Source organism: Sodaliphilus sp. (assembly GCF_045598405.1).
Taxonomy (GTDB): domain Bacteria; phylum Bacteroidota; class Bacteroidia; order Bacteroidales; family Muribaculaceae; genus Sodaliphilus; species Sodaliphilus limicaballi.
The window spans coordinates 1-4,373 of record NZ_JAZLLZ010000074.1 but is presented as its reverse complement, the minus strand read 5'-3'; the positions used below and the strand labels follow the sequence as shown (position 1 = coordinate 4,373).

The 4,373-nt window shown below is 46.5% G+C and carries 2 protein-coding genes; both read left to right on the top strand.

Features of this window, described 5'->3' with window-relative positions; all coding sequences use genetic code 11:
* The first annotated feature begins 121 nt into the window (after positions 1-121).
* A complete protein-coding gene (locus ACKI3C_RS06110) occupies positions 122-3,097 on the top strand; it encodes an RICIN domain-containing protein (protein ID WP_407403099.1) in 2,976 nt (991 codons plus the stop codon).
* Positions 3,098-3,679: 582 nt separating this feature from the next.
* A complete protein-coding gene (locus ACKI3C_RS06105) occupies positions 3,680-4,108 on the top strand; it encodes a hypothetical protein (protein WP_407403097.1) in 429 nt (142 codons plus the stop codon).
* Positions 4,109-4,373: the final 265 nt, after the last annotated feature.

The window sequence follows — 4,373 nt, the reverse complement described above, 5'->3', positions numbered from 1 at the left end:
AAAAGTGGTTTTTACTATAATCGCAAGACAAAACAAATCAGCCAAGCCCTTATCGCCCCATAGACAAGACAAAACCAGACTAAATAAACAATAATAACAGAACAAAACTACAACTGTATTTATGAACAGATTTTTCTCTCTTGTGATGGCACTTGCTATGTGCGCGTTCATCACAACACCCGCTTGGGCCGACAGTTTTAATGTTGACGACGCCCGCCGTGGTTATTTCATTCCCGATGGTGGTACTTACAGTGGCAAGAAACTCATGGTGCTCGACGGCGAGTTCGCTCTCCTGTGTAAGGCCAACCCTAGCTTCTGTGTTAATATCAAGGGTAAAGGTACGGCTGCCGGAACCACCGTCCAGGTTTGGACATTCAGCAATACCGACGCAGCATGCTACTTCAGGTTCATCCCCCTCACCGGCAACGACCTGGGTTACTACAACATCAAGGCAAGTTACTGTAACATGTTCTTGGATGTTTTGATGGGAAACGGATCAACTCCCGCCAGTGGCGATGATGTGCAGCTTTACTCGGTAGGTACTGCCGATGAGACAAAGTGGAAACTCGAGAAAAACAGCGATGGCACTTTCACTATCCGCAACAAGAAGAACTCCAACATGGTATTTGACATGGCTGGCGGCGGTGCTCCCAGTGACGGTAAAAACATCCAGATCTATACATCCAACAACTCGGATGCACAGAGGTTTTATCTCCAGCCTGTTTCGGGTGCGTTTGTCAACGATATTTACTTCAAGAACTATCTGTGCCAGAAGGGTTATGCCAAGCTGTATAACACCAGCAGCAAGACTGTTGAGCGTGATGCAAAGCTCAGCGACTTTTACACCAGCGGCAAGAAGGTGGTTATCGACTGCGAGGCTGTTACCGAGCTTGACAAGCTGGGCGAGTATGGCGACTACTGGACCGAGGGTACAGGAAACTACTCTAAGCACTTCCAGGGCGTTAAAGACCTCATTGGTATCGAGTACTTCACTAATCTCAAGAAACTCGACATGAGCCGTCACATTCCCGGTGATGACTACAACAACTACGGAAGTAATTATTCACGCCTGAATCCCTCTGGTGTCAATCTCCAGTACAACACTCAGCTTGAGTATCTCAACCTTGACTATGCCGATTTCAAGACTGGTGCACTTCTTTCAAGTTCGCACATCTACGACTTGAAGAAACTCACGTTCCTCAACTTGAGCAACAACTTCTTGGAGGATATTGACCTTGACCAGTTCCCCGCTCTTGAGCGTTTCCAGGCATGCCACAACTTCGACCTGAGAACCATCAAGGCCAATAACACAAACGAGAACATGAAGGAGCTCGCAATCTTCGACTCAATGTTTGGTTACAAAGACGGTACCTCCAACAACGGTGGCCTGCAGAACCTCGTGGACAAGTTCCCTAACCTCGTGTTCCTGCACGCATTTGCTACTCCCAACTATGAGCTAGACCTCACAGGTAACACCAAACTCCAGTCAATATGGCTGCTCAAGTCGGCCTATGGTGCAAATCAGGGTTACGTATATAATGGCGTCTATAACATTGTTACTTATAAAGACCACGCACTCGGTATGGACTGCGCCGATGGTGGAAATGCGGAAGGCACCAATGTGCAGATTTGGACCATCGATCGCAATACCACTCATCATCAATTCAAGATTGAATGGGTAAAGAAAGAAAACGACATTGACTGGTACGCAATCAAGCCCAATCATGACAACAGCAAGTGCCTTGATGTAAGCAATGCTTCTCCTAACAATGGAACCAATATCCAGCTCTGGACCTACAACGGCAATGCCGCACAGCTGTTTAGGTTTATCCGCAATGAAGACGGTTCTTTTAAGATCGTAAGCAAAGTGAATGGAACAAGCACGCTGGATGTAGCTGGCGGCAGTTTCAAGGACGGAACCAACATCCAGTTGTGGAGTGACGCTGGCGTTACAGCACAGAAGTGGGTCCTCCTTCCCATCGACTTGACCATCACCGCCAGCCAGAGCGGTAACGCGCGCCAGATTAGCAAAGGTCCTTGGCTCCACAAGCTCGACCTGAGCAAATGCGAAGAGCTGCGCGACGTTCATGTGCAGAACATGCACCTTGCTTCGCTCAACATCTATTCGCCCTACATCAAGAAACCACTCCCTGATAAATACAAAGACTGGACATTCTGCCGTGAGGTAACAAACGCTTCGCTTGAGTATGGTGCGGGTAAGTTAGTGCCTAACGTAGAAGTGAACAACAACTACCGCCACGTGAATGTCAATACATTCAAGCATAAAGACGAGAAAACAGGAAAGTGGTGCTGGATGTTCTACTTGCGTCTGGGCTATAATGGAAATGATGCAACAGAGGCAAGTTTGGTACTCAACAACCAGACAAGTTATTTCGAGACAATGACTCTGGACACTTATAGTAACTATCAAACATTGGGAAGCATGAGCCGCAAGGAATTCAAGATTGAGAACACCCTTGAAGAAGACTCTCTCAACTGCGATAGGATTTCATATTTCTATAATGCAAAGGAAATTGACAATATCAACAGCACAGGCTTGATGACGCATGATTTAAATGTTGTGAACGACCACACAATGTGCACTATTGAGCACGACGGCGTTAATCCTCCCATTGTGAACAATGGCGAAGTGCAGGATGCAGCCACATCGAAATTCCTTGAGCACTTCAGCAAGAAGGTCTATGGTAAGATCCTCCTCCTCAAGGCCGGCGTGAGCGACAATGAGCCTACCACTGTTCCCGACGATGTTCCCAAGGCTGTCTATTATGCTTACGACATGAACATGCTCCACCACACGCTGAAATACGCTCCCGCACGCAAAGGCGTCAGCGCTATGGAAGAAGGCGAACAGTCTGTCATGGGTGGCTTCTACTTCGACCTTCACTATCCCGTTACCTTCCAAGATGAAGGCATCGTGACTGCAATCGATGAGGTCAATGTAGAGAACAAGGAAGTGGCAAGCGTGAAGTACTACAACCTTGCTGGTATTGAGAACGACAACCCCTTCATGGGCGTTAACATCATGGTTGTGACCTATACCGACGGCACCAAGTCATCTGCCAAGGTGCTCAAGTAAAATAGCATACAGTTTAGTTTAAATCCGATAGTAACCGTCCTGTTGCGTGATGCCGCAGGGCGGTTCGTTTTTCCCCCTCTCGGGGAACTCTGACCTCTCGGGGAACTCGGGGAATTTTTTCTCTCTCTCGCGGATTGCGCAGATTGCGCAGATTGTATATTTTCAGCTTATTTTCAGTATATTTCAAGCGCAGCGCCATCTGCTTGATTTATTTTTTGACAGAAAATCAAAAGAAAATGAAATTATTCTAATTATTTTAATTTCTTTCAGTCAAAATAATACCCGCGAGATAGAAAAATCCCCGAGTCCCCCGAGAGGCAAAAATCTGCGCCATCTGCTTGAATTATTTTTTGACAGAAAAACAAAAGAAAATGAAATTATTCTAATTATTTTAATTTCTTTCAGTCAAAATAATATCCGCGCGAGAGAAAAATCCCCGAGTTCCCCGAGAGGTCAGAGTTCCCCGAGAGGCATAAATCTGCAATCTGCGAGAGAAAAATCCCCGAGAGTCCCGGGTTTTCGCGAAAAAACAGTAATTTTGCAATCAGAAATACCCCAACGGTAAAAATCGACGCTTCCTGAATGAAAAAGATACTTTTATATACACTTGCGACACTATGCCTCGCACTGGCGAGTTGCGACCGCACCTGCACCACAAAGGTGATGCTGGTCAACCAATCTGACTCCACAATCACCGTGTACCAGGGCGACAAGCCCGTAGCCAACGGACAATCCTTGCAGGCACCCAAGGTCAAGACGGCAACATTCTATTCACCCATTGCGCCACGCACCGACAAGTTTTTCTTCGTGAGCGAGTCAAAGGGGTTCAAATACCCGTGGGACACATTTGCCGCCCTCCTGAAAGACAACCGCGCCATCACACTGCGCACAGGCAACACACCCATCGACATCGACCTGCTCAATGAGAACACCTATACTGTGGTAGATGTCTCCAATGACTCCTACACAGTCCTGCTCACAGTGACCAACGAACACTTCAAAACCAAATAACCTCTCGGGGAAGTTTTCCCTCTCGGGGAACTCTGACCTCACGGGGAACTCGGGGAACTCGGGGAAATTTTTTCGTTTAGAGGCTCTTTGACTGAAAGAAATTATAAGAAATTATAAGAAATTCTTGTTGCGAGTTCTTTTTAAGACTGAAAGAACAGAAATAAAAAATTTTGAATAATTTCGGATAATTTCTTTCAGTTTTCACTCTCGGGGATTTTTCTCTCGCGGATTGCGCAGATTGCGCAGATTGTATATTTTCAGCTTA